General features: G+C 48.6%; 23 protein-coding genes, 4 tRNA genes, 1 rRNA gene and 1 other annotated feature. Of the genes, 21 read left to right on the top strand and 7 right to left on the bottom strand.

The window, feature by feature from the left end; genetic code table 11:
* Positions 1-51: 51 nt before the first annotated feature.
* The 10 genes from alaS to luxS all read left to right on the top strand — a co-directional run bounded on the left by alaS (position 52) and on the right by luxS (position 7,631).
* A complete protein-coding gene (gene alaS, locus EDI29_RS16065) occupies positions 52-2,679 on the top strand; it encodes an alanine--tRNA ligase (protein WP_137741683.1) in 2,628 nt (875 codons plus the stop codon).
* Positions 2,680-3,005: 326 nt separating this feature from the next.
* Positions 3,006-3,191 (top strand): carbon storage regulator CsrA, encoded by a 186-nt coding sequence (gene csrA, locus EDI29_RS16060; protein ID WP_005972168.1) that lies wholly within the window; start codon positions 3,006-3,008, stop codon positions 3,189-3,191.
* A gap of 293 nt (positions 3,192-3,484) precedes the next feature.
* Positions 3,485-3,577, top strand: a tRNA-Ser gene (locus EDI29_RS16055).
* 8 nt (positions 3,578-3,585) lie between these two features.
* Positions 3,586-3,662: transfer RNA gene (locus tag EDI29_RS16050), tRNA-Arg, on the top strand.
* 71 nt (positions 3,663-3,733) lie between these two features.
* Positions 3,734-3,810 (top strand) — tRNA-Arg (locus tag EDI29_RS16045).
* A 51-nt stretch (positions 3,811-3,861) separates the two neighbouring features.
* Positions 3,862-3,938, top strand: a tRNA-Arg gene (locus EDI29_RS16040).
* 396 nt (positions 3,939-4,334) lie between these two features.
* Positions 4,335-4,901, top strand: a complete 567-nt coding sequence (gene yqaB / locus EDI29_RS16035) for a fructose-1-phosphate/6-phosphogluconate phosphatase (RefSeq protein ID WP_137741736.1) — start codon at positions 4,335-4,337, stop codon at positions 4,899-4,901.
* Positions 4,898-5,326, top strand: a complete 429-nt coding sequence (locus EDI29_RS16030; protein WP_137741682.1) for a YqaA family protein — start codon at positions 4,898-4,900, stop codon at positions 5,324-5,326. The genes yqaB and EDI29_RS16030 overlap by 4 nt, the downstream gene beginning before the upstream one ends.
* A gap of 82 nt (positions 5,327-5,408) precedes the next feature.
* Positions 5,409-6,962 carry a glutamate--cysteine ligase gene (gene gshA, locus EDI29_RS16025; protein WP_137741681.1) on the top strand — a complete coding sequence of 518 codons (1,554 nt, stop codon included), beginning with the start codon at positions 5,409-5,411 and terminating at the stop codon, positions 6,960-6,962.
* A 153-nt stretch (positions 6,963-7,115) separates the two neighbouring features.
* A complete protein-coding gene (gene luxS, locus EDI29_RS16020; RefSeq protein WP_107169153.1) occupies positions 7,116-7,631 on the top strand; it encodes an S-ribosylhomocysteine lyase in 516 nt (171 codons plus the stop codon).
* Between the two features lie 69 nt (positions 7,632-7,700).
* Here the strand turns inward: luxS and EDI29_RS16015 are convergent, their stop codons facing one another.
* Positions 7,701-8,495: a cytochrome C assembly family protein gene (locus EDI29_RS16015; protein WP_137741680.1), complete on the bottom strand. Its 795-nt coding sequence runs from the start codon at positions 8,493-8,495 to the stop codon at positions 7,701-7,703.
* Between the two features lie 168 nt (positions 8,496-8,663).
* Between EDI29_RS16015 and ffh the strand changes: the two genes are divergently transcribed.
* The 5 genes from ffh (at position 8,664) to rplS (ending at position 12,203) form a co-directional block, all read left to right on the top strand.
* On the top strand, positions 8,664-10,025 hold the full coding sequence (ffh, locus tag EDI29_RS16010; protein WP_137741679.1) for a signal recognition particle protein: 1,362 nt from the start codon (positions 8,664-8,666) through the stop codon (positions 10,023-10,025).
* 157 nt (positions 10,026-10,182) lie between these two features.
* The gene (rpsP, locus tag EDI29_RS16005) at positions 10,183-10,431 is read left to right on the top strand and encodes a 30S ribosomal protein S16 (protein WP_010285998.1); all 249 of its coding nucleotides are present in this window, start codon (positions 10,183-10,185) and stop codon (positions 10,429-10,431) included.
* Positions 10,432-10,449: 18 nt separating this feature from the next.
* Entirely contained in the window at positions 10,450-10,998 is a 549-nt protein-coding gene (rimM, locus tag EDI29_RS16000; RefSeq protein WP_107169156.1) for a ribosome maturation factor RimM, read from the top strand.
* A gap of 38 nt (positions 10,999-11,036) precedes the next feature.
* Entirely contained in the window at positions 11,037-11,792 is a 756-nt protein-coding gene (gene trmD, locus EDI29_RS15995; protein WP_107169157.1) for a tRNA (guanosine(37)-N1)-methyltransferase TrmD, read from the top strand.
* Positions 11,793-11,855: 63 nt separating this feature from the next.
* Positions 11,856-12,203, top strand: a complete 348-nt coding sequence (gene rplS / locus EDI29_RS15990) for a 50S ribosomal protein L19 (protein ID WP_010285987.1) — start codon at positions 11,856-11,858, stop codon at positions 12,201-12,203.
* Positions 12,204-12,554: 351 nt separating this feature from the next.
* Here the strand turns inward: rplS and EDI29_RS15985 are convergent, their stop codons facing one another.
* The 3 genes from EDI29_RS15985 to btsR all read right to left on the bottom strand — a co-directional run bounded on the left by EDI29_RS15985 (position 12,555) and on the right by btsR (position 14,866).
* Positions 12,555-13,493 carry a class I SAM-dependent methyltransferase gene (locus EDI29_RS15985; protein ID WP_137741678.1) on the bottom strand — a complete coding sequence of 313 codons (939 nt, stop codon included), beginning with the start codon at positions 13,491-13,493 and terminating at the stop codon, positions 12,555-12,557.
* Between the two features lie 261 nt (positions 13,494-13,754).
* Positions 13,755-14,102 (bottom strand): DUF2799 domain-containing protein, encoded by a 348-nt coding sequence (locus EDI29_RS15980; protein WP_137741735.1) that lies wholly within the window; start codon positions 14,100-14,102, stop codon positions 13,755-13,757.
* Between the two features lie 47 nt (positions 14,103-14,149).
* Entirely contained in the window at positions 14,150-14,866 is a 717-nt protein-coding gene (gene btsR, locus EDI29_RS15975; RefSeq protein ID WP_107169159.1) for a two-component system response regulator BtsR, read from the bottom strand.
* A gap of 229 nt (positions 14,867-15,095) precedes the next feature.
* Between btsR and EDI29_RS15970 the strand changes: the two genes are divergently transcribed.
* Complete coding sequence (locus EDI29_RS15970; protein ID WP_137741677.1) at positions 15,096-16,169, top strand: 3-deoxy-7-phosphoheptulonate synthase; 1,074 nt, start codon at positions 15,096-15,098, stop codon at positions 16,167-16,169.
* 6 nt (positions 16,170-16,175) lie between these two features.
* On the top strand, positions 16,176-17,297 hold the full coding sequence (gene tyrA / locus EDI29_RS15965) for a bifunctional chorismate mutase/prephenate dehydrogenase (RefSeq protein ID WP_137741676.1): 1,122 nt from the start codon (positions 16,176-16,178) through the stop codon (positions 17,295-17,297).
* Between the two features lie 76 nt (positions 17,298-17,373).
* Here the strand turns inward: tyrA and pheA are convergent, their stop codons facing one another.
* The 3 genes from pheA to bamD form a co-directional block, all read right to left on the bottom strand.
* The gene (pheA, locus tag EDI29_RS15960) at positions 17,374-18,534 is read right to left on the bottom strand and encodes a bifunctional chorismate mutase/prephenate dehydratase (protein ID WP_137741675.1); all 1,161 of its coding nucleotides are present in this window, start codon (positions 18,532-18,534) and stop codon (positions 17,374-17,376) included.
* Positions 18,535-18,563: 29 nt separating this feature from the next.
* Positions 18,564-18,689, bottom strand: a sequence feature (Phe leader region).
* Between the two features lie 198 nt (positions 18,690-18,887).
* Complete coding sequence (gene raiA / locus EDI29_RS15955) at positions 18,888-19,226, bottom strand: ribosome-associated translation inhibitor RaiA (protein ID WP_137741674.1); 339 nt, start codon at positions 19,224-19,226, stop codon at positions 18,888-18,890.
* 323 nt (positions 19,227-19,549) lie between these two features.
* Positions 19,550-20,284, bottom strand: a complete 735-nt coding sequence (bamD, locus tag EDI29_RS15950; RefSeq protein WP_039325274.1) for an outer membrane protein assembly factor BamD — start codon at positions 20,282-20,284, stop codon at positions 19,550-19,552.
* Between the two features lie 134 nt (positions 20,285-20,418).
* Between bamD and rluD the strand changes: the two genes are divergently transcribed.
* From rluD to EDI29_RS15925, 4 genes are all read left to right on the top strand, one after another.
* Complete coding sequence (rluD, locus tag EDI29_RS15940; protein ID WP_107169163.1) at positions 20,419-21,396, top strand: 23S rRNA pseudouridine(1911/1915/1917) synthase RluD; 978 nt, start codon at positions 20,419-20,421, stop codon at positions 21,394-21,396.
* Positions 21,397-21,439: 43 nt separating this feature from the next.
* Positions 21,440-22,165: a purine nucleoside phosphorylase YfiH gene (gene yfiH / locus EDI29_RS15935; protein ID WP_137741673.1), complete on the top strand. Its 726-nt coding sequence runs from the start codon at positions 21,440-21,442 to the stop codon at positions 22,163-22,165.
* A 133-nt stretch (positions 22,166-22,298) separates the two neighbouring features.
* On the top strand, positions 22,299-24,875 hold the full coding sequence (gene clpB, locus EDI29_RS15930; protein WP_137741672.1) for an ATP-dependent chaperone ClpB: 2,577 nt from the start codon (positions 22,299-22,301) through the stop codon (positions 24,873-24,875).
* A gap of 487 nt (positions 24,876-25,362) precedes the next feature.
* Positions 25,363-26,022 (top strand): 16S ribosomal RNA (locus tag EDI29_RS15925); the annotation flags it as partial.

Below are 26,022 nucleotides of genomic sequence, written 5' to 3'. Positions count from 1 at the left end.
TGGACTAACCTTGCCCGCGATCTGTTCTTCTAGCTTGATTCCAGGACAATTATGAGCAAGAGCACCGCTGAGATCCGTCAAGCGTTTCTCGATTTTTTCCACAGTAAGGGACACCAGGTTGTTGATAGCAGCTCTCTGGTGCCGAACAACGATCCGACATTGTTATTCACCAATGCGGGTATGAACCAGTTCAAAGATGTGTTCCTCGGGCTGGATAAACGCAGCTATGTCCGAGCGACGACCTCGCAGCGCTGCGTACGTGCCGGTGGTAAACATAATGACCTGGAAAACGTAGGTTATACCGCACGCCACCACACCTTTTTTGAAATGCTGGGTAACTTCAGCTTCGGTGATTACTTCAAGCATGATGCGATTCGCTATGCGTGGGAATTGCTGACGTCTCCCCAGTGGTTCAATCTGCCAAAAGAAAAATTGTGGGTAACGGTATACGCAACGGATGATGAAGCTTACGACATTTGGGCTGATGAAGTTGGCGTGCCGCGCGAAAGAATTATTCGTATTGGTGATAACAAAGGCGGACCTTACGCTTCTGATAACTTCTGGCAGATGGGCGAGACGGGGCCGTGTGGTCCATGCACCGAAATTTTCTTTGATCACGGTGAGCATATCGCGGGTGGCCCGCCGGGAAGCCCTGATGAGGATGGCGATCGCTATATCGAAATCTGGAATTTGGTGTTCATGCAGTTCAACCGCCAGGTTGACGGCACAATGCTGCCACTGCCGAAGCCTTCCGTCGATACGGGTATGGGCTTAGAGCGTGTTTCTGCGGTATTGCAACATGTCAATTCAAACTATGACATTGATCTGTTCAAGACGCTGATTGATGCGGTAGCGAAAGCTGTCGGTACAACCGATTTAACCAATAAATCGTTGCGTGTTATCGCAGACCATATCCGCTCTTGTGCGTTCCTGATTGCCGATGGCGTGATGCCGTCTAATGAAAACCGTGGCTATGTCCTGCGCCGTATTATTCGTCGTGCTGCGCGTCACGGTAATATGCTGGGTGCAACGGATGCCTTCTTTTATAAATTGGTTGCGCCACTGATTGAAGTCATGGGTCCTGCGGCTGCCGAATTGAAAAAGCAGCAATCGGTAGTTGAGCAAGCGCTGAAGATGGAAGAAGAGCAGTTTGCCCGCACGTTAGAACGCGGGTTATCTCTGTTAGATGAGGAAATTAAAAACCTGAAAGGGGATACCCTGGATGGTGAAACTGTCTTCCGCCTATATGACACTTATGGTTTCCCTGTCGACCTCACTGCGGATGTTTGCCGCGAGCGTGGATTAAAAGTTGACGAGAAAGGTTTTGAATCTGCGATGACGGCTCAGCGTCAGCGTGCTCGCGAGGCCAGCGGATTTGGTGTGGATTACAACAGCCTCATTCGAGTGGATGAAAACACGCCATTCTGCGGCTACGAAAAAACGCAGCAGCAAGCGAAGGTGATCGCGCTTTATCATAATGGAAACGCGGTCGATCAGATTGCGGCAGGTGATGAAGCCGTCGTGATTCTGAATGAGACGCCATTCTATGGTGAATCCGGCGGTCAGGTTGGTGACCAGGGTGAACTGAAAAATGCGGGCGTCAGCTTTGCCGTTCAGGATACGCAGAAATACGGTCAGGCAATCGGCCATGTCGGTAAACTAACTCAGGGGACACTGCGTGTTAACGACAGTGTCGATGCAAACGTTGATAGCCAACGCCGCGATCGCATTCGTCTGAACCACTCTGCAACGCACCTGCTGCATGCCGCGCTCCGTCAGGTCTTGGGCGATCATGTCGCACAGAAAGGTTCTCTGGTTAACGATAGCTATCTGCGTTTTGACTTCTCACATACGGAAGCGATGAAACCTGAGCAAATTCGTCAGGTTGAAGATATCGTTAACGCGCAAATCCGCCGTAACCTTACCGTGCAAACGGATGTTATGGCGTTGGATGATGCGAGGGCGAAGGGCGCAATGGCGCTGTTCGGCGAGAAGTACGATGACCATGTCCGTGTTCTGACGATGGGGGATTTCTCCATTGAACTTTGTGGCGGTACGCATGCAAGTCGTACTGGTGATATCGGACTGTTCCAAATCATTTCTGAGTCAGGTACTGCTGCTGGCGTGCGTCGTATTGAAGCGACCACGGGCGAGAATGCGCTATCCGCGCTGCATCGCCAGAGCGACGTTCTGCAAGACATTGCGCAACTGCTTAAAGGGGATAGTCACAACCTGACGGATAAGGTACGCTCTGTTCTGGATCGTGCGCGAGCATTGGAGAAAGAGCTTCAGCAGTTGAAAGCTCAGCAAGCCGCGCAGGAAAGCTCGTCCCTGTCCGGTAAAGCAAAAGAGATTAACGGTGTGAAGTTGCTGGTTACGCAACTGGATAATGTCGATCCTAAACTGCTGCGCACGATGGTTGACGACCTTAAAAATCAACTCGGGTCTGCCGTTATCGTTCTCGGAACGGCGGCAGAAGGCCGGGTTAGCTTGATTTCTGGTGTGACGAAAGATCTAACTGACCGCGTAAAAGCTGGCGAACTGATAGGGTTTGTTGCCCAACAGGTTGGCGGCAAAGGCGGTGGTCGCCCTGATATGGCTCAGGCTGGTGGTTCAGACGTGTCGGCATTGCCTGGCGCGTTAGCTAGCGTTGAGCCTTGGGTTGTTGCTAAGTTATAAGCGATAGATAACGTTTTATTTGCGTTATCCCACAAAAACGCCATAACTTTCTGGTTGTGGCGTTTTTGTCTGCGGAAAAGGATTCGTTAAACAGGGGGGGGGAAGTATGTTACCTTCAGACATTCTGAGGCGTTATATGCTAAGCCCTCTTGTTGTGATAACAAAAGCACAAGCTACTGATATCGACTAAACTAACAAGTAGTAACGAGCCGAAGTGTGATGGGGTGGTTATACCATCGGCTAGGTTTACGTTTTCACAGCACATGATGGATAATGGCGGGGAGACAGAGAGACCCGACTCTTTATAATCTTTCAAGGAGCAAAGAATGCTTATTTTGACTCGTCGAGTTGGCGAAACCCTCATGATCGGCGATGAGGTAACGGTTACCGTATTAGGAGTGAAAGGCAACCAGGTGCGTATTGGTGTTAACGCACCTAAAGAGGTTTCTGTCCACCGTGAAGAGATCTATCAGCGTATTCAGGCCGAAAAATCTCAACCGACGTCATATTGATTGACAATGCGTCTCGTGTTCGCGGGACGCAATTGCCACTTCCCGCTTTTCTCCCACACATTTATCGATATATCTATTTTTATTGCGCGCTTCCTTTGGCAAGGTAACCGCCTGTTTTTCTGTCGATAAAACAGACTTTTTGTTGTGAAAATGCGCGTCTTGGATGCGAATTGTTCAAACGAACGTAAGGTGGGAAAAATTGTTTGACTTATAAGTCTGGGAAAGTAATATGTGCGCCACGCAGTACCGGTGAGCACTAACAAGAAGTTCTTAGTAGCAAACAGGTAATGTAAGGTGAGGTGGCCGAGAGGCTGAAGGCGCTCCCCTGCTAAGGGAGTATGCGGTCAAAAGCTGCATCGAGGGTTCGAATCCCTCCCTCACCGCCATTTAATCTGCATCCGTAGCTCAGCTGGATAGAGTACTCGGCTACGAACCGAGCGGTCGGAGGTTCGAATCCTCCCGGATGCACCATTAAATATTGCCTTTGCAAGGCAAGCGGTATTAGTAAAAGCAATTTTTGTCGTAGATGAAGAATCAGTAATGCATCCGTAGCTCAGCTGGATAGAGTACTCGGCTACGAACCGAGCGGTCGGAGGTTCGAATCCTCCCGGATGCACCATTCTTAAGTATCTCGTTTAATTGCTCACCCCATGTTTCTGCACCACACTCTGCATCCGTAGCTCAGCTGGATAGAGTACTCGGCTACGAACCGAGCGGTCGGAGGTTCGAATCCTCCCGGATGCACCATATTCTATATCAATAAAACTATTGCTCTGTTTCTTATTTTAGCGTGGGTTATACGTACGAATCACATCGTATAAGAACGATTAGAAGGGCAATCGTAAGTCAGGCACTATATCTAAGATATACCACTTCTGTTTTATCAATCGTTCCCTATCTGCTTTTAGCGCGATAGCATCATTATTTTCCCTTGCCTATTCAGAACGATATTTCACTCATCACGTCCATAGCTTAATTCTTGCTCTTATTCTGTCTTTATATCGATATTGAATTGGTGAACAAATAAAGGTTTTCTTACCACTATGGTAGTAATAACCTGTTTTTTATAAGGTTATTGAGTAAGCGACAACGTTTTCACTTTACGATAAAGTAAGCTCTCTTTTCAGTGAGCATGGAGTCATGATGTACGATCGCTATCAAGGGCTGATCTTTGATATGGATGGCACCCTACTCGATACAGAACCTACACACCATAAAGCGTGGGATCTGGTGCTTGCCCGGTATGGGATGAATTATGACGCCAGTGCTATGACAGCATTGAACGGCTCGCCTACCTGGCGTATTGCGCAGCGTATTATTGACAGCTATCAGGCTGATATTGATCCTATCCAACTGGCAGCGGAAAAAACGGCTGTTGTTGAGGAAATGCTGCTGGATACAGTAAAACCCCTACCGCTGATTGATGTGGTTAGGCATTATCGCGGACGGCGCCCTATGGCAGTTGGCACGGGTAGCACGCATGGAATGGCTGATAGACTGCTAACCCATTTGGGGCTGCATAGTTATTTTGATGCGATCGTCGGTGCAGATGATGTCACGCAGCATAAGCCTTTTCCCGATACTTTTCTGCGTTGCGCCGCGTTGATTTCTGTCGCACCGGAACACTGTATCGTGTTTGAAGACGCTGATTACGGTATTGAAGCGGCTAAGCGAGCCAATATGGCTGTGGTTGACGTCCGTACACTGTGAGTGAGTTCTGGGCCGTTTTTTCTCTTTTCTGGAGTAGCCTGCTCAGTGCAACACTGTTGCCCGGCAGTTCGGAAGTACTGCTGGTGACATTATTGTTGGCTGATAGCGCAAAACCTTATCTGCTGATCATCGTGGCAACGGTAGGAAATACGCTGGGCGGATTAACAAATATTTTTATAGGGCGCTTACTCCCTCAGCCAAAACAACAAGCTGGGCATACGGTGGCCATGCGCTGGTTACAGCGTTATGGTTGTGCTGCGCTGTTATTTAGCTGGGTGCCGGTAGTAGGCGATTTATTATGCGTGTTAGCGGGTTGGTTACGTATGCCCTGGGTGAAATCGGCGGTTTTTATCGGTATTGGAAAAGCGCTGCGCTATATCGTATTGACAGGTATAACGTTACAGGGGATGGCGTGGTGGTCTTAGCCAGATTGCGATGTGAGCTGGTGAGCACTACTGAGTTTCAATTATGCTTACAACAATTACATTTTAACAACGGGAGGTCGATTTGATCCCGGACATTTCAGAAGCACTTTCTTGGCTGGAAAAACACCCACTGGCAGTGAAGGGTATTCAGCGTGGAATTGAACGCGAAACGTTGCGCGTAACAGAAAACGGACACCTTGCTACGACAGGACACCCTGAAATATTGGGCTCAGCGTTAGCACACCCGTGGATTACGACAGATTTTGCTGAAGCGCTGTTGGAGTTTATTACGCCGGTTGACGGCGATGTCGATCATCTGCTGACGTTTTTGCGCGATATTCATCGTCATGTTTCCCGTAATCTAGGCGATGAGCGGATGTGGCCATTGAGCATGCCGTGCTTTATCGACAGCGAGCAAAATATCGAGCTGGCGCAGTATGGCTCTTCAAATATTGGGCGTTTTAAAACGCTTTATCGCGAAGGGCTGAAAAACCGCTATGGCGCATTGATGCAGACCATTTCCGGCGTGCATTATAATTTCTCCCTGCCGTTGTCATTCTGGCAGGCTCGAGAGGGTGTGGCTGATGCAGAAAGCGGTAAAAAAGCCATATCAGCGGGATACTTCAGACTGATTCGCAATTATTACCGCTTTGGTTGGGTGATCCCTTACTTGTTTGGTGCTTCTCCGGCGATCTGTTCTTCTTTCCTGAAAGGGCGAGAAACCGCACTGCCGTTTGAGCGTACGGAAAAAGGCATGCTTTACCTGCCTTATGCCACTTCTCTACGGCTCAGTGATTTAGGCTATACCAATAAATCACAGAACAATCTGGGGATTACATTTAACGATCTGGATACCTATGTCGCGGCGTTAAAACGTGCGATAAAAACGCCATCTGACGAATATGCTCAGGTTGGTATGATGAAGGATGGTCGTTATCTACAATTGAATACGAATGTCTTGCAGATTGAGAACGAGCTCTATGCACCGATTCGTCCGAAACGTGTGACGCGAGCAGGAGAAACACCATCTGATGCTCTGCTGCGCGGCGGAATTGAATATATTGAAGTCCGTTCGTTGGATATCAACCCGTTCTCTCCGACCGGGGTGAGTGAAAGTCAGGTGCGTTTCCTGGATTTATTCCTGATCTGGTGTGCGTTGGCGGATGCACCGGAAATGAGCGCGGATGAGCTACTGTGTACGCGTAAAAACTGGAACCGAGTGATCCTTGAAGGTCGTAAACCAGGGCAAACGGTGGGAATGCGGTGTGAAACCATCCAGCAGCCGATTGCTGAGGTGGGGAAATCCCTGTTTGCGGATTTACGTCGCGTTGCGGAAGTGCTGGACGCTGAAAACAATCAACCGCACTATCAGCAGGTATGCGATGAGCTGCTTGTGGGGTTTGACGATCCAGAAACGACCTTCTCTGGTCGACTATTAGCGTTGATGAAGCAAGAAGGCAATGGTAGCGTGGGACTGAATTTAGCGGAAGAATATCGCAAAATGCTCAGCAGCGAACCGCTACAGGTGTTGACGGAAGAACAATTGGCTGCGGCGAGTGAGAAATCCTGGCAGCGCCAACGTCAGATTGAGTCTGAAGATACGATGAGTTTTGCCGATTATCTGGCGGCGAATTAAAAAGAAAAGGCCACAGAAACTGTGGCCAAATAAACATCTCTAATAGGGATGATGATAATAAATGCGCGTCTTTCAGTAAGTCAGACCCGCATAAAAAGGAAAAGTTTCCCGGAAACGAGAAAAAATGAATTTTTTCTATGAGGAGGTGGCATTATGCCGTTACTAGATAGCTTTACCGTTGACCACACTCGTATGGCTGCACCTGCCGTTCGGGTCGCTAAAACCATGAAAACCCCTCATGGCGACAATATTACGGTATTTGATCTGCGCTTCTGTCGTCCTAACATCGAAGTCATGCCTGAGCGTGGAATTCATACGCTAGAACACCTGTTTGCTGGCTTTATGCGGGATCATTTAAACGGCGATGGCGTTGAAATTATCGATATTTCTCCGATGGGATGCCGCACCGGTTTCTACATGAGCTTGATTGGTACGCCGGATGAGCAACGTGTTGCTGACTCTTGGAAAGCGGCAATGGCGGACGTTCTGAAAGTGACTGATCAGCGTAAAATCCCTGAGCTGAATGAGTACCAATGTGGCACCTATGATATGCATTCACTGGAAGAAGCGCAGGAAATCGCTCAGCATATTCTGGATCATGATATTGGCATTAACCAAAATGACGATCTGGCGTTGCCGAAAGACAAATTAGCTGAGCTGCATATCTAGTTTGTTAGGTATGATCAGATAAAAAAAGAGAGCCGGAAGTGGGCTCTCTTTTTTGTGTGCGTGAACATGTCAGACTGCGAGAAAGTGCTGGATTACCCGACTGCCAAAGTAGGACAGCGTCAGCATCAGCGCACCGAGCAGGCTGAACCAGACGACGCGTCGCCCCCTCCATCCTTCATGGTAGTGTCCCCATAGCAACAGAATATAGATGAACCAGGCGAACAGTGAGAACACCGCCTTGTGAAGGTTCTCTTTGTTGTCAATCAGGTCGTCCATATAGAAGAGGCCAGTACAAAGCGTCAGTGTGAGCAGGATGACGCCAATCTGCGTGATGTGAAACATCTTACGTTCAATGCTCATCAACGGCGGCATGTCAGCGGCAAATCCTAGCTTCTTGTTCTTGAGCAGGTAATCAAGCCAGGCAAGCTGGAGCGCATAAAGTGCCGCAATCAGCAAGGTTGCATAGGAAAAAAGTGCCAGGCCGATATGGATCATCAAACCCGGTGACGCTTCCAGATGCGTAATAAATTCACTCGGCATGAAGCTGGCAAAAGCCAGATTGATCAGCGCAAAGGTGTAGACGATAGGGAGAATAAACCAGCCGCGATCGCGTGCTGCAACAATCGTCATAACGGTACAGATGATGAGGCTGACCAGCGAACCGATATTCAGCAGGCTAAGATTTTGCCCCACCTGAACATCAAAAATGCGTTGATAGAGCGCCACCGCATGGCAGAGTAGCGCAGCGCTGGCCGAGAGTATTGCCAGCCGACGATATGCACTGTTCTTGCGCAGCAGACTGGGGATAATCAGTCCGAGGCTGAGTGTGTAGGCGACAAGCGCCACAATAGCGAAAACAGACATACAAATAGGTTATTAAATATCAACTAGGTAAAATAAAGAATCAGTATAGCGTTAGTCGCCGTGGGCACCAACAGTTCTCCATCAGCAGCGCTGAGATCGTTGCCGCTTTTGTGTATAATCCCTCCTATTCGTGTCGCGCTGCGGCCTGTCTTACGTTGAGCATGAGATATGTTTGAAAATTTAACCGATCGACTCTCGCGCACATTGCGCAATATCAGCGGCCGCGGGCGGTTGACTGAAGAAAACATTAAAGAAACGCTGCGTGAAGTGCGTATGGCATTGCTGGAAGCCGACGTCGCGTTACCCGTGGTGCGTGATTTTATCAATCGTGTAAAAGAACGTGCTGTTGGGCGTGAGGTCAACAAAAGCCTGACGCCGGGTCAAGAGTTCGTCAAGATTGTTAAAAACGAACTTGTCAGCGCAATGGGCGAAATTAACGCCGAACTAAACCTCGCTGCTCAGCCGCCGGCCGTGGTCCTGATGGCCGGTCTGCAAGGTGCGGGTAAAACGACCAGCGTGGGCAAGCTGGGTAAATTCCTGCGTGAAAAGCAAAAGAAAAAAGTGCTCGTGGTGTCTGCCGACGTGTATCGCCCTGCGGCGATTAAACAGTTGGAAACGCTGGCACAGCAGGTGGGCGTCGATTTCTTCCCGTCAGATGCGCAGGAGAAGCCGCTTGCTATCGTAGAACGTGCGTTACAGCACGCTAAGCTGAAATTCTACGATGTCTTGCTGGTTGATACCGCTGGTCGTCTCCACGTTGATGACGCGATGATGGACGAAATCAAGCAGGTTCATGCGGCAATTAAGCCCGTTGAAACGCTGTTTGTCGTTGATGCTATGACGGGTCAGGATGCGGCAAATACGGCGAAAGCCTTTAATGAAGCGCTGCCGCTGACTGGGGTCATCCTCACCAAAATTGATGGTGATGCCCGTGGTGGTGCGGCGTTGTCTATCCGCCATATTACTGGCAAACCTATTAAATTTCTCGGCGTCGGTGAAAAAACCGAAGCGCTGGAACCGTTCTACCCCGATCGTGTCGCATCGCGCATTCTCGGTATGGGCGATGTGCTTTCACTGATTGAAGATATTGAAAGCAAGGTTGACCGTACACAGGCAGAGAAGCTGGCGAAGAAGTTGAAAAAGGGCGACGGTTTCGATTTGACCGATTTCTTGGATCAGCTCAAGCAAATGCGCAACATGGGCGGCATGGCGAGTATGATGAGTAAAATGCCTGGCATGGGTCAGTTGCCTGATAATGTTAAGTCACAAATGGATGACAAGGTTCTGGTGCGTATGGAAGCAATCATTAATTCGATGACGCTTCAGGAACGCGCTAAACCCGAAATTATCAAAGGTTCGCGTAAACGCCGCATCGCACAGGGTTCAGGTATGCAAGTACAGGATGTTAACCGCCTTCTGAAACAGTTCGATGATATGCAACGAATGATGAAGAAGATGAAAAACGGCGGCCTGGCTAAAATGATGCGCGGTATGAAAGGAATGATGCCACCTGGATTTCCGGGGCGTTAATCACCTAAATTGAAGGCGTAGAGAAACTCTTGGCGAGATTACACGCTTTAGATTGCTTTTTGCGCCAAAATGAGTAAACTTTTCGGGCTTTTTATATGACATACTGGGCTCCGTTCCTCGATGGGGCCCAGTTGTTTTATTCACTAAAGAGGATGTTATGGTAACAATTCGTTTGGCACGTGGCGGCGCGAAAAAACGCCCCTTCTATCAAGTAGTCGTGACCGATAGCCGCAATGCGCGTGATGGTCGTTTCATCGAGCGCGTAGGTTTCTTCAACCCAATCGCATCTGGTCAAGCAGAAGCCCTGCGTCTGGATCTGGACCGTATCGAGCATTGGCTTGGTCTGGGTGCAACTGTGTCTGATCGCGTATCTTCGCTGATCAAAGACGCTAAAAAAGCAGCATAATCTGTTGCGGTGGTGATAATGAGCAATCAACTCAGCCCAAAACCTCCCGTTAACCCGATTGTTATGGGGAAAATTGGGTCGGCGTATGGCATCCGAGGTTGGCTCAGAGTGTTTTCATCCACCGAAGATGCCGAGAGCATTTTTGATTATCAACCTTGGTTCACCCAGAGTAAAAGCGGTTGGCAGCTTATCGAAATTGAAGGCTGGAAGTATCACAATCAGGATCTGATCATCAAAGTGAAAGGTGCTGATGACCGTGATGCGGCTAATTTATTGACCAATTGTGAAATTGTCGTAGATTCGTCACAACTGCCCGATCTGGGCGAAGGTGATTATTACTGGAAGGATCTTATTGGCTGTCAGGTCGTGACCGTAACAGGTTATGAGTTGGGTAAAATCATCGATATGATGGAAACCGGCTCGAACGATGTGATGGTGATAAAAGCCAACCTGAAAGATGCCTTCGGGGTCAAAGAGCGGCTGGTTCCGTTCCTCACCGAACAGGTTGTTAAGCGCGTCGACCTTTCTGCTCAAACTATTGAAGTAGATTGGGACCCGGGTTTTTGAACTCTGAATCGACCAGTAGTACCCAGCGGAACGAGACTATGTGGATTGGGGTGATTAGCCTGTTTCCAGAGATGTTCCGGGCAATTACTGATTACGGAGTCACTGGCCGGGCAGTTAAAAATGGCCTGCTGAACGTACAGTATTGGAGTCCTCGTGATTTCACTTACGATCGGCATCGCACCGTGGATGACCGACCTTATGGTGGTGGTCCTGGAATGCTGATGATGGTGCAACCTTTACGGGATGCGATCCACGCAGCAAAAGCAGCGGCAGGCGAAGGCGCGAGAGTGATTTACTTATCACCTCAGGGCCGTAAATTAGATCAGCAAGGCGTACGTCAACTCGCTACGAACCAGAAGATGATTCTGGTCTGTGGACGGTACGAAGGGATTGATGAGCGCGTAATTAAAACCGAAATCGATGAAGAATGGTCGATAGGAGATTACGTGCTCAGCGGTGGGGAACTGCCAGCGATGACTCTGATTGACTCCGTTGCCCGTTTTATACCGGGCGTTCTGGGGCATCAGGCTTCAGCAGAAGAAGATTCTTTTGCTGATGGATTGCTGGACTGTCCTCATTTCACTCGTCCTGAAATACTGGAAGGCATGGACGTTCCGGCAGTGTTACTGTCTGGCAACCATGCAGAAATACGCCGCTGGCGATTGAAGCAGTCGCTGGGCCGAACCTGGCTTAGAAGACCTGAACTTCTGAAAAGCCTAGCTCTGACTGACGAGCAAACAAGGTTGCTGGCTGAGTTCCAACGTGAATATCAGTCTGAGCAACGAGAGTATTAGGTGGTTACGCCGGTTTGACCTGGCGAACCCAACTATCAGTTTACCTAGGGTAAGAGACATATTATGAGCAACATCATTAAGCAAATCGAAGACGAACAAATGAAGCAGGACGTACCTGCATTTCGTCCGGGTGATACCGTAGAAGTGAAGGTATGGGTTGTTGAAGGTAGCAAAAAACGTCTGCAGGCATTCGAGGGCGTGGTTATCGCTATTCGTAACCGCGGTCTGCATTCTGCATTCACTGTTCGCAAAATTTCTAACGGCGAAGGCGTGGAGCGTGTATTCCAGACTCACTCTCCGGTTGTTGACAGCATTGCTGTTAAACGTCGTGGTGCCGTGCGTAAAGCCAAACTGTACTACCTGCGTGAGCGTACTGGTAAGTCTGCTCGTATCAAAGAGCGTCTTAACTAAGATAGCGCTTTCGCAACATCCGAAAGTTGTTATGAATAAGGGGTTTAGCCAAAGGCTAAGCCCCTTTTTTTGTGCCTGTAGGCTAAAGAGAACAGTAGTGTGGTTACTATCTCTTTTTGAGAATAGCGCTCTACTAAAAGTCAGATTCTACGGTATTGGCTATTTCAGTAGCAAAAAGCCCACCAAATCTGGTGGGCTTAGCTTTCCCTAGTGCCATCATTATTGTTTGAATTTCAGTACCATAATGACACCAGACATGGCTATTTTATAAACGTTTATACAGATCAATTTTCTAATATTGATCGGCAACGACGATCAAAATATCGCGTTGACGCCAATTTTCTACTCCGTTCACAATGGCTTGTTAGCGATGACCGTAGGGTACATGTGCATATGGTCGTTAATAAACTGAATATCAGTAAATCCGGCCTGCTCTAACTGCAACTGTGTTTGTTTGTGGGTGCGAAATGCTGTCCAGGTGGCGCCAATAATGCGTGAGAAAAGTACATATTGAAGCGCTAGCAATTTCGGGTCGGTATTTATCCATGGGGAGTCTTGTGACTGTGTAGGGGGCGGCGTCATAAAGCTGGTTATCAGTGTTCCGCCTGGCTTCAGCCCAGAGTAGAAAACACGGTAAAGTTCGGTGACTTTGTCATCATCTTGCTCATAAACATTGAGCCCATTGCTGGTGATCACATCGGCTTGTGCTGCTAAATCAATTGTCCAGGCATCAGCAAGAACCAGTGATATTTGGTTTTCTAACCCTTGCTGGCTGGCAAGTTTATAAGCTTCTTCCAGAGCGTGTTTATCCAGATCGATCCCGATTAATTTCACATCTCGGTGCCGCGTATAGTCCAGCAGTAATAAATCAGCCATGACACCACAGGGGACGGATACCATGACGGCATTGGGACGTAAGAGTTCTTGAAGCAGACGTTGGAAAATGCTGAATCGTTCGCGTGTCGCCAAAACGTTGGGTAACCGTGTGTAGATGATTTCTTCTAGCGGATTAACATAGTGAGTTGGCTGATGTGCTATCACATTATGTGTCCAATATGCATTTAACCCATGATGTTTCAGTAAAAATCGACCTATCTCAAGGTGAGAGAAGGCATCCAGAATCGCGAGTTGTTCCTCTGCGGAAATACCGGGATGATTGCCGGACTCAATAATTTTGTTCTTTACCGCCGCAACTCGTTCATCATGACTTTCCTGTGATGAAGTCGCGTGTGATAAGAGCCTTGAACTATTATTTGGAGACGAATTATGAGGTTTGTTTGAACCGGGCATGTGAGCACTCCATAATATCAATCTTTATCAGGGATAATGGGGTCAGCTATCAGTGAACTATGATTTCTCGGTATTCTAGCGTTAGCCATTAATAACTTAATGTGATTGTTTCATGTGAGCGATAATAGAGGTGAGGTGTGTCTGACGTATTTCTGTGAGAGTACAAAAGTGAGTGGAATTGTTACCAGATGCGATGAACCATAGCTTTTTTCCAGCTAACTCACTGATGAGCATGTGTCATCGTCTTGTCTTCATAAGGGGTTAGGGGACGTTCTGTTGCCAGCGAGTTCGCAGTGTCTCCGCAGACTCAACACCATCACAGCTGGCGGGAAAATTTTTCCCTGCTTTCCCCCATTCTTCCATCGTGTCTGCTCGGCAAAAAGCCGATTGCCCGGCCTGATAACCGCGTAGATAGGTTTCGCGATCGATCTGTGGATCACCAAACCATTCTTGTAAGGTACTATCGTCCTTTACGACCACGCCAGATATGGCATCCTGATAGCCAGCTTCATACCAGAACCCAGACTCACTTTTAGCGGGTAGCGACGGTATATTGCTCTGGCATGCTGTCATTAAAAGAATTACAGCCAAGATGTAACTGTATTTCATCATCAAACCTTCAATATTTGCGGCTATCGGCCTGAATGAACACTCTGTCAGACGATGCCTAGCTTTTCTTTCAGTAATTTGAGATAGCGTCGACTGACGGGGATGTGCTTTCCCGTATGTGTCAGCACTTCTGCTGCGCCGTTCTCCATTAACTGGATTTCTTTTAGTTGCTCTGTATTAACCATATATTGACGATGGCAGCGGACAAAAGGTGTTTTCTCTTCCAGCGTTTTCAGGGAAAGTTGGGTATAACCCGATTGGCTTACGCCTACTACGTGTACACCGCTGAGCTCCGAACAAAGATACTCGACTTCTTCAATTTTGAGCAAAAAAATACGATTGTGTCCGTTACAGGGAATATGGCGAAGCAAGGGCTCTGAAATTATCTGTACGTTTTTATTTACACTTATGCCGCGGCGTAGGCGGTTTAGTGTTTTGCTTAATCGCTGTGCATCCAGCGGTTTAAGTAAGTAGTCAAAAGCATGTTCTTCAAATGCCCTTACCGCATACTCATCATAGGCTGTCACAAAGACGACGTAAGGCATATTTTCTGGGTCTAACATGGCAACCAGCTCTAATCCGCTGACTTTTGGCATCTGTATATCCAGGAAAATCACGTCCGGTTGCAGTCGGTGAATGGCCGGTATTGCCTCCAGCGCATTGCTGCACTGTGCAATGATCGTGATATCGGATTCATTTTCCAGTAGCAGGCTGAGCTCTTCGCGTGCTAGCTGTTCGTCATCGATGATTATGGCTTTCAGCATCCTTCCCCCTTGTTGGCGTGATTCTATCATTATTCGCTCTGAAGATAGGTATGGTTACGTTGGGAAGTGATAGAGCATGCAGATATCGTTTTTCTGGCAATATTTAGGGTGGTAATTTTTTATTTACACTAAGTGGATTGAAATCTTTACGGTTCATGTTATGGTGTAAACATCATACGTAGATTGTTCAGGCAATCGCGAACAGACCGAACTTTTCAGGAATGGGATCATGCAAAAAGATTCACTTAACAATATTAACATCAGTGCAGAACAGATTTTGATTACTCCCGATGAATTAAAAGCCAAGTTTCCACTTAACGATGTGGAACAGCGCGAGATCGCGCAAGCGAGATCAACCATTGCGGATATCATTCATGGCCGCGATGATCGGTTGCTGATCGTCTGCGGCCCTTGCTCGATTCATGACACCGATGCTGCGCTGGAATATGCGCGACGCTTGCAGTCGCTTGCTGCGGAATTAAGCGATCGCCTCTACATTGTGATGCGTGTTTATTTTGAAAAACCGCGTACTACCGTGGGTTGGAAAGGTCTTATCAACGATCCGTTCATGGATGGCTCATTTGATGTTGAAGCTGGGCTGCACATTGCACGTGGTCTGCTGCTAGAACTGGTGAATATGGGGCTGCCGCTGGCAACAGAAGCGCTTGATCCGAACAGTCCGCAGTATCTGGGCGATCTATTTAGCTGGTCAGCTATCGGTGCACGTACAACTGAATCTCAAACACACCGCGAGATGGCTTCTGGCTTGTCGATGCCTGTCGGGTTCAAAAACGGAACGGATGGCAGTCTGGGAACGGCGATCAACGCGATGAGAGCCGCTGCAATGCCGCATCGTTTCGTTGGTATTAATCAAACCGGGCAGGTTTGTTTGCTGCAAACGCAGGGGAACGTTGACGGTCATGTAATTCTGCGCGGTGGTAAGAAGCCAAACTACAGTGCGCAAGATGTCGCTGAATGTGAAAAACAGATGCAGGAAGCAGGACTGAGACCCGCGCTGATGATAGATTGTAGTCACGGCAATTCAAATAAAGACTACCGCCGTCAGCCACTTGTTGTTGAATCTGCGATTGAACAAATCAAGGCGGGAAATCGTTCCATTATAGGCTTGATGCTGGAAAGCCACCTCAACGAGGGGAGCCAGTCTTCAGAACAGCCGCGTTCAGATATGCGCTACGGTGTATCGGTCACGGATGCCTGCATCAGTTGGGAAAGTACAGAAACGTTGCTGCGTTCCGTTCATCAAGATCTGAGTGCAGCGCGTGTGAAACATTCAGGAGAGTAACAAGATATGGTAGCTGAACTGACCGCATTACGTGATCAGATAGATGAGGTAGATAAGGAGCTTGTCGCGCTGTTATCACGTCGGTTGCGTTTGGTGGCGGAAGTGGGTGAAGTCAAAAGTCGCTATGGTTTACCCATTTATGCGCCCGATCGTGAAGCGGCCATGCTCAGCTCACGTCGCAAAGAGGCTGCGTCGCTGGGGGTTCCGCCGGATCTCATTGAAGATATCCTGCGGCGCACCATGCGTGAATCCTATTCCAGCGAGAACGACAAAGGCTTTAAAACGCTGTGTCCACAACTGCGTCCGGTCGTCATCATTGGCGGCCGTGGTCAAATGGGCAATTTGTTCGAGAAAATGCTGACGCTGTCGGGATACCAGGTGAGGATTCTGGAACAAGATGATTGGCCTCGCGCTGATGAGCTGTTGTCTGATGCAGGTATGGTGATTGTCAGCGTGCCGATTCACGTTACCGAACAGGTTATTGCCCGCCTGCCTACTTTGCCAGATGATTGTATTTTGGTTGATCTGGCGTCGGTAAAAAATGGCCCGCTTCAGGCGATGCTGGCGGCACATAGTGGCCCTGTACTCGGTTTACACCCGATGTTTGGGCCAGACAGTGGTAGTCTTGCCAAACAGGTGGTCGTTTATTGCGATGGGAGACAACCGGAAGCCTACCAGTGGTTACTGGAACAGATTCAGGTATGGGGTGCACGTCTGCATCGCATTAGCGCGGTCGAACACGATCAGAACATGATGTTTATTCAAGCGCTGCGTCACTTCGCGACATTCGCTTATGGGCTGCATTTAGCAGAAGAGAATGTGCAGCTTGAACAGCTATTAGCGCTGTCATCGCCGATCTATCGTCTGGAATTGATTATGGTTGGGCGGTTGTTTGCACAGGACCCGCAGCTGTATGCTGACATTATCATGTCTTCAGAGGATAACCTGGCGCTGATTAAGCGTTACTACAAACGTTTTGGCGAAGCGATTGAGTTACTGGAGCAGGCAGATAAAGCGGAATTTATCAGTAGCTTCAAGAAAGTCGAACACTGGTTTGGCGACTATGCTAAACGTTTTCAGGCAGAGAGTCGGGTGCTTTTACGCCAGGCAAACGATATTCGCCAATAAGTACGTTTGAGCTGTGAGTGATAGTTGAATGGTGTTTGAGAAGCCATCCGGGCGGATACCTGGATGGCTTTTTCAATTATTCGTTCACATCGACCGGTACGACGTTTTCACTAGGATAGCAGCCTAATACTTTTAGCGAGCGGGTAATGGGGGATAACCCTTTAAGTGCTTTCTGCATAGCATCGCTACGTAAATTAGCCTGCACATCAAGATAGAACATCTCTTCCCACGGGTTGCCGTTGATTGGTCTGGACTCCAGCTTGGTCATCACAATACCGTTATCACGCAATACTAGCAGTGCTTCTACCAATGCGCCTGACTGTTGACCCGTTGCCATAATCAGCGTGGTTTTTGCAGGCACTTGCTCAGTCACATCAATGGGTTTACGCGCCAAGACAATGAAGCGAGTGATATTTTGCGATTGGTTTGCCAGATTATGTTCCAGTACTTGTAGCTGATAAAGCTGGCCACCGGCTTCGCTGCCGAGTGCTGCTGCTTTTGGTGAGTTAAGCGCCGCGACTTTCTCCATCGCCGCAGCGGTACTCTCACAATATTCAATCTTCCAATGCGGAAAACGATTGATGAAGTGGCTGCACTGCTGGAACGGCTGAGGATGGCTATAAACCGTTTCGATTTGTTCCAGAGACGTATTGGTCGCGACCAAGACGCAGTGATTTATCGGATTGGTTAATTCGCCGACGATGGATAACCCGGTGTGTTGCAACAGGTCGTAAACGTCGTTGATCGAACCGGAGCTGGTGTTTTCAATCGGCAGAACGGCATAGTCGGCTTGCCCTGTTTCCACAATGTTGAAGATGTCTTGAAATTTCTGGCAACCACACTCAACCAATTGCTCGAAGTGGCGCGCAGCGTATTGGCGTGCGGCGAGATGGGAGTAAGAACCTTTCGGGCCAAGAAACGCAATACGTGCAGAGTGTGCCGTTGTTTGGTTGAGGTGATGCTGTAAGAGTGCTTGCTGTGTCAGTACCGAATCTTCAATGATGAGCTGAAATAAGCGGGTAATGTAGTGACCATCAAGATGATGCTTTTTCCCAGCGGCTGTCAGTTTGTCCAGCAAATCACGCTCACGCTCTTTGTCACGGATTGGACGATGTGAATGTAATTTGCTGCGGGCAACGTCCAGCGCCAGTTCTCGCCTTTGTGCCAACAAGTCAATTAATTGCAGATCCAATGCGCTGATGCGTTCTCGCAGTGCCAGTAATGGGTTGTCTGTCATGATGCCGGTTACCTGTCTTATGTTCTTATATAAAAAAAGCCTCCCGGTCAGGAGGCTTTTTTGTTCGTCTTCGTATTCTTGCTCTTACGACGAATCGCCTCCCAAATCAGGGGAAGGTGAAAAAGAATACGAAGAAGAACAGTTTATTGATCATGTTTACTCGGTTAGTCAGGAAGATATCCAATTTCTGAGCAGGTAAGGTAACTGTTGGCTTTTCATCCTGTCAATACAAAATCGCCGAGCGCAATGTTAAACCCTGCATGATATTGGTGCTCTAGGTCGTAGCATCATGATACGTAGTATGCAAAAACGCGCCCTTGGGCGCGTTATATTGAGGTAAAGAGAACAAGAACTTATTCTTCTTGAGTTGGCTGTAAATTGGTTTCTTTGACGCCTGCTACCGCACGTCTGGCTTCACCTTTATGTTGGAGTTTGTCCAATTGGCGTTCAAGCTTGGTGATCAACTCATTGATAGCGGCATACATATCATCATGTTTGGCGCTGGCAACCAACGGGCCATTTGGCGTACTGATAGTGGCATCGGCCACAAAACCCTGCGGTTCTTTTGACAGAATAATATGCGGGTTGATCAGCTGGGTTTGCCATTTGTCCAGCTTAGAAAGACGGTCTTCGACATGTTGACGAATTGCGGGGGTGATATCCATTTGCTTACTGGTAATATTAATAGTCATATAAACTTACCTCTCTGCCTATGTCCGTCTTGGATAATTTCAGCATACCGCGAGTTGTGGCAAAAAGCGTGATATTGATCAGTTTTTTTCGTCACTTTTTGTCAAGAAAACGCGATTTGTGAAGCACCATTGGGAATAGAAGGGAAGTACTTGAAGGGGGCATCTAGCCTATGCCATTATTGATAGGATTTATTGAGTTTACCGCACTGTTGTTGACTCCCGCCAACCCTGTTTTTTCTGCTCATCGACGTATAACGAATTGATTGAACCATAAAAAAACGGCAACCGAAGTCGCCGTCTTATTATGGGATGTTACTTATCGTTTATGCCGGATTAGCCGCGATGACTTTTGCAACTTTGTCTGCCTGTGCAGCCAGTTGCAGTTCACGGTAGGCGTTTTCCATCAACGGCAGGGCATTTTTTGTTGCTTGGGTATCTGGGTAATCACGCAGCATTTGCTCAACGCGGTTAACTACTGCCACATAAGCGCCGCGTTTCGTGTAGTATTGCGCGACAGAAAGCTCATACTTGGCCAAACGCTCTTTGAGGTAAACCAAACGCTTGTTTGCGTCGGTGGCGTATTGACTGTTCGGATATCCCTGAATGAGCTTACTGAAATCCCGGAATGCGGTACGGGCATACTGCGGGTCACGATCGGAACGATCGACCCCGAAGAAGCCTTGTAACGCGCTATCATCCAGCGCCATGTCGGTCAGGCCGCGCATGTACAGGACATAATCCACGTTTGGATGGGTCGGGTTGAGCCGCAGGAAGCGGTCAATAGAAGCTTGGGCCAATGGCAACTCTGCGGATTTGTAGTAGGCGTAGATCAAATCCAACTGTACTTGCTGCGAATAGGGGCCAAAGGGATACCGGTTATCCAGTGCTTCCAACTGCGTGATGGCTGCTTTAAAGTTGCCGTCCTGCAGTTTTTGTTGAGCATTGGCATAGATTTCAGATGGCGGACTATCAGGAACCGCATCTTTGGAATTGCTGGAGCAACCAGCCAGCGCCAGGCTCAACGTGGCGGCAGCCACCAGATATTTCATACGCGTCATGACGTTTTGATTATCCTCAGAATGTTATTCCGGGAGACTGTCCGTGAAGCTCCCGATTTAGACCAGCTACAATAGTACATTATTTTAAACGGCGTCGCCGTCAAAACCCAACGTTAACGAAGAAGCTGCATAATATGGCACAACAAGTACAACTCACCGCAACGGTGGCCGAATCTCAACTCGGACAACGTTTAGATCAGGCTTTGGCCGAATTGTTCCCTGATTATTCACGATCCCGCATAAAAGAGTGGATTCTTGAGAATCGAGTACAGATTAACGGCAATGTCATCAATAAGCCAAAAGAGAAAGTACTTGGCGGCGAATCGGTAGCCATTGATGCATTGATTGAAGAAGAAGCGCGCTGGGAAGCGCAGGATATCAAGCTGGATATCGTGTATGAAGATGAGGACATTCTTGTCATCAATAAACCCAGAGATCTGGTCGTTCACCCCGGTGCGGGTAATCCGGATGGCACGGTATTGAATGCCTTGTTACATCATTATCCTGAGATTGTCGATGTGCCCCGCGCCGGGATTGTACATCGGCTTGATAAAGATACGACAGGACTCATGGTCGTCGCGAAAACTGTGCCTGCACAGACGCGTCTCGTTGAGGCGTTGCAGGCACGCGAAATCACTCGTGAGTATGAGGCCGTCGCGATTGGTTCGATGACGGCTGGCGGCATGGTCGAGCAACCTATCGCCCGTCATGCAACCAAGCGTACTCACATGGCGGTGCACCCGATGGGCAAGCCAGCGGTAACACATTACCGCATCATGGAACATTTCCGTGCGCATACTCGTCTGCGGTTGCGGTTGGAAACGGGGCGCACCCATCAGATTCGCGTGCATATGTCACATATTAACCATCCACTGGTTGGCGATCAGCTATACGGTGGCCGTCCTCGTCCGCCAAAAGGCGCATCGGATGATTTCATAGAGACGCTGCGCGGGTTCGACCGCCAGGCTCTGCACGCTACCATGCTGCGTTTCTACCATCCGATTACCGGAATCCAAATGGAGTGGCATGCGGCACTGCCGCAGGATATGGTCGATCTGATTGATGCACTGAAAGCGGATACCGAAGCGTTTAAGGATCAGCTCGACTGGTAATGTATTCAATGTGATAAATGCTGATTTATAGAGGTGACGGACTATGCTGATATACCCCGACTGGCCTGTGCCAGACAGTGTGAAATCTTGTAGTACGACGCGTATTGGCGGGCGTAGCGCGGCACCTTATGATTCGCTGAATGTGGGCAATCATGTGGGTGATGAACCCGCAAACGTCACCGCAAATCGGCAAACGTTGGTGTCGCTGGCAGATCTTCCTGCCATGCCGCATTGGTTGGAACAGGTCCATGGTACTGATGTGATTCGTATTGGTGAGGCTTTGCCATCGGCCGTTTGCGGTGATGCTGCTTATACGGATAAGAAAGGTCAGGTTTGTGCGGTGATGACGGCGGACTGTTTGCCGGTGCTCTTTTGTGCAGTCAACGGCGATGAAGTGGCTGCTGCACATGCTGGCTGGCGTGGATTGCACGCGGGTGTGCTGGAAGAAACATTAGCCTGTTTTCGAACGAAACCTGCACAAATTATGGCGTGGCTGGGACCAGCTATCGGACCTAAAGCCTTTGAAGTCGGCCCAGAATTTAGGGAGGCGTTTATTCAGCATGATGCGTCGGCTGCCTCTGCATTTAGGCCTGAAGGAAACAAATTTTTTGCCGATATTTACCAACTGGCAAGTTTGCGTTTACGCGCAGCAGGGGTAACGCAAATTTTTGGTGGAAATTCCTGTACTGTGAGCGAGCCTCACAAATTTTTCTCTTATCGGCGTGATGGCGTGACTGGCCGTATGGCAAGTTTAATCTGGCTGATATAACCTATTGAATTAAGGCGATCCAAGACAAGTAACGTTTAAATCCCGTCACGACTGGCAAAATAACCTTGAAATTTTTGAGGGATGACCTCATTTAATCTCCAGTAGCAATTTTGACCAGTGTACGGGAGGTGTTATGCGTCTGGATCGTCTTACCAACAAATTCCAACTTGCTCTTGCCGATGCCCAGTCTCTTGCCCTTGGGCGCGATCACCAGTTTATCGACTCACTTCATTTGATGAGCGCTTTGCTTCATCAGGACGGAGGAACTGTTGGTCCACTTCTGACTGTCGCAGGAGCTAATCTTAATCACCTGAAAACCGAAATCGACCAGGCAATCACGCGTTTGCCTCAGGTTGAAGGTACGGATGGTGATGTCCAACCTTCGAACGAGTTAGTCCGCGCATTAAATATGTGTGACAAACTCGCGCAAAAGCGTGGTGATACCTTTATTTCCTCAGAACTTTTCGTGCTTGCCGCTCTGGAGTCTCGCGGCACGCTGGGGGATATATTGAAAAAGGCGGGTATTACGCAGCAAGGTGTAACAAACGCGATTGATCAAGTGAGAGGAGGAGAACAAGTGAACGATCAGGGGGCTGAAGATCAGCGCCAGGCATTAAAGAAATTCACGATTGATCTCACTGAACGTGCAGAACAAGGCAAGCTCGACCCCGTTATCGGTCGTGATGAAGAGATCCGCCGCACTATCCAGGTGTTACAACGTCGGACCAAAAATAATCCGGTATTAATCGGTGAGCCTGGTGTGGGTAAAACTGCGATAGTCGAAGGGTTAGCCCAACGTATCGTTAATGGCGAAGTGCCTGAAGGCTTGAAAAACAAGCGCGTACTTTCGCTGGATATGGGCGCGCTGGTGGCTGGTGCGAAATATCGTGGTGAGTTTGAAGAACGTCTGAAAGGCGTGCTCAACGATCTGTCTAAACAGGAAGGCAACGTCATTCTGTTTATTGATGAACTCCATACGATGGTGGGCGCGGGTAAAGCTGATGGCGCGATGGATGCCGGTAATATGTTAAAACCCGCGCTGGCGCGTGGTGAACTGCATTGCGTTGGGGCGACTACGCTGGATGAATATCGTCAATATATTGAAAAAGACGCTGCTCTTGAGCGTCGTTTCCAGAAAGTGTTTGTCGCGGAACCTACCGTTGAAGACACTATTGCGATTCTACGAGGGCTGAAAGAACGCTATGAATTGCATCATCATGTACAAATCACTGACCCGGCAATTGTAGCGGCGGCAATGTTGTCCCATCGCTATATTGCGGATCGCCAGTTGCCGGATAAAGCGATTGACCTGATTGATGAAGCGGCATCCAGCATTCGTATTCAGATGGATTCGAAACCAGAGCCTCTTGATCGACTTGAGCGCCGAATCATCCAATTAAAGCTGGAGCAACAGGCGCTGAAAAAAGAATCTGATGAAGCTAGCCTGAAGCGACTTGAATTGCTGAGTGCGGAGCTTGACCAAAAAGAGCGTGAATATTCTCAACAAGACGAAGAGTGGAAAGCAGAAAAAGCGTCACTCACGGGAACGCAGAATATTAAGGCCTCTTTAGAGCAGGCCAAAATTGCGCTGGAACAGGCTCGACGTCAGGGAGACCTGGGAAGAATGTCTGAGTTGCAATACGGCAAAATTCCTGAGCTAGAAAAACAGCTGACAGCAGCAACGCAGCAAGAAGGTAAAACGGTTCATTTGCTGCGTAATAGAGTCACTGATGCTGAAATCGCTGACGTGTTGGCTCGTTGGACTGGAATTCCCGTTTCCCGCATGTTGGAAAGCGAGAAAGAAAAGTTATTGCGAATGGAAGATGAGTTGCACCAGCGGGTGATCGGGCAGAACGAAGCCGTAGAAGCCGTTGCGAACTCTATCCGTCGTAGTCGGGCAGGGTTATCTGACCCTAACCGTCCGATTGGGTCGTTCCTGTTCCTTGGGCCGACAGGTGTTGGGAAAACGGAACTCTGTAAAACGCTGGCGACGTTCCTTTTCGACAGTGATGATGCCATGGTCCGCATCGATATGTCTGAATTTATGGAGAAACATTCGGTTTCACGTTTGGTTGGTGCGCCCCCTGGATATGTCGGTTACGAAGAAGGTGGATATCTGACGGAAGCGGTACGTCGTCGCCCTTATTCGGTCATCTTGCTGGATGAGATCGAAAAAGCACACCCTGATGTGTTCAATATCTTGCTTCAAGTATTGGATGATGGCCGTCTTACTGATGGGCAGGGGAGAACCGTCGATTTTCGTAACACTGTCGTCATCATGACATCAAATCTGGGATCTGACCTTATTCAGGAACGTTTTGGTGAGCGCAGCTATACCGAAATGAGAGATATGGTGCTTGAAGTCGTTAGCCACAGCTTCCGCCCCGAGTTTATTAATCGTATCGATGAGGTTGTCGTATTCCATCCGCTGGGGAGAGCGCATATTACGTCGATCGCACAAATTCAGCTCCAAAGACTGTACAAGCGTCTTGAAGAGCGTGGATATAGCGTTACGATCGCGGACGCTGCATTAGATATGCTCGGAGAGGTCGGGTTTGATCCTGTCTATGGTGCGCGCCCGCTTAAAAGAGCGATACAGCAACTGATCGAGAACCCACTTGCTCAGCAGATACTGGGAGGAAAATTGATACCCGGTAAACCGATCACATTAGATATTGAAGGCGAACAGATCGTTGCACGACAGGAATAATGTGAGTGAAACGGTAAGCGACAAACGGTGCATTCGTTAACGGATGCACCGTTTTTACACGCTGAGCTCATGTTATATTCACTTTCTGTATGTGAAGTACGCGAAATGATGGCTTTTGCTTTGTTTTTGAACGGTTGGAAATTATTTTGCATTTAGCACTTGTCAGCCGCCGAGAAGTCCCTATAATGCGCCTCCACTGACACGGCAACAGCGACACGCGGTTGTGGTGACAGGAAAAAGATTTACGAAAGGCAGTCAGTAATGACTTGACTTTAAAGCGGATTAGCATAGTATGTGCAGCCCGCGCCACCGAAGAAGTGGCACTGCTCTTTAACAATATAATCAGACAATCTGTGTGGGCACTCACAAGACCGTATCTTAACGATATAAAAAAGTCTTGAAGAGTGAACAACAGTAAATTCATTACGAATAAACAGTTTTAATTCTTTGAGCATCGCTGACGAGTTCAGCAAATCAAACAAATCTTAAATTGAAGAGTTTGATCATGGCTCAGATTGAACGCTGGCGGCAGGCCTAACACATGCAAGTCGAGCGGTAGCACAGGGGAGCTTGCTCTCTGGGTGACGAGCGGCGGACGGGTGAGTAATGTCTGGGAAACTGCCTGATGGAGGGGGATAACTACTGGAAACGGTAGCTAATACCGCATAACGTCTTCGGACCAAAGAGGGGGACCTTCGGGCCTCTTGCCATCGGATGTGCCCAGATGGGATTAGCTAGTAGGTGAGGTAATGGCTCACCTAGGCGACGATCCCTAGCTGGTCTGAGAGGATGACCAGCCACACTGGAACTGAGACACGGTCCAGACTCCTACGGGAGGCAGCAGTGGGGAATATTGCACAATGGGCGCAAGCCTGATGCAGCCATGCCGCGTGTGTGAAGAAGGCCTTCGGGTTGTAAAGCACTTTCAGCGGGGAGGAAGGCGGTGAGATTAATACTCTCATCGATTGACGTTACCCGCAGAAGAAGCACCGGCTAACTCCGTGCCAGCAGCCGCGGTAATACGGAGGGTGCAAGCGTTAATCGGAATGACTGGGCGTAAAGCGCACGCAGGCGGTCTGTTAAGTTGGATGTGAAATCCCCGGGCTTAACCTGGGAACTGCATTCAAAACTGACAGGCTAGAGTCTT

Origin of the sequence: Pectobacterium polonicum, from assembly GCF_005497185.1 — a bacterium.
Taxonomy (GTDB): domain Bacteria; phylum Pseudomonadota; class Gammaproteobacteria; order Enterobacterales; family Enterobacteriaceae; genus Pectobacterium; species Pectobacterium polonicum.
Note: the sequence above shows the minus strand (reverse complement) of the source record. Positions and strands in the feature narration are given on the sequence as shown.